Annotated in this window: 1 protein-coding gene; it reads right to left on the bottom strand. The window is 63.0% G+C overall.

All coding sequences use genetic code 11. The features are described 5' to 3' along the window. A partial coding sequence (locus B4920_RS27085) for a hypothetical protein (protein WP_216820100.1) occupies positions 1–254 on the bottom strand: 254 nt, incomplete at both ends.

The following is a 254-nucleotide window of genomic DNA, read 5'->3' as shown; positions in this document are numbered from 1 at the left end:
GTAGTAGACCAGGTCCGGAGAGCAGTCGATGAAGGAGCGCAACAGGGCGGTACGCTCCCCCAGGTGCAACTGGGCCTTCTCCCGCTGGAACACCTCGTTCTCCAGATCCTCTATGGCTTGCTGGCGCAGGGTCTCGGCCCGGTTGGTCTCGGCTATCTGGGCATTGACGCGGCTGATGTTCTCCTGCAGCTGGCTGTTGAGCTCAAGATCGCGCTCGCGCATGTCCTGCAGCTTGCGCACCATGCGGGTCAGCC

This window comes from Zoogloea sp. LCSB751 (assembly GCF_002028455.1).
GTDB lineage: Bacteria > Pseudomonadota > Gammaproteobacteria > Burkholderiales > Rhodocyclaceae > Zoogloea.
This window is presented reverse-complemented; position numbering and strand designations above follow the sequence as displayed.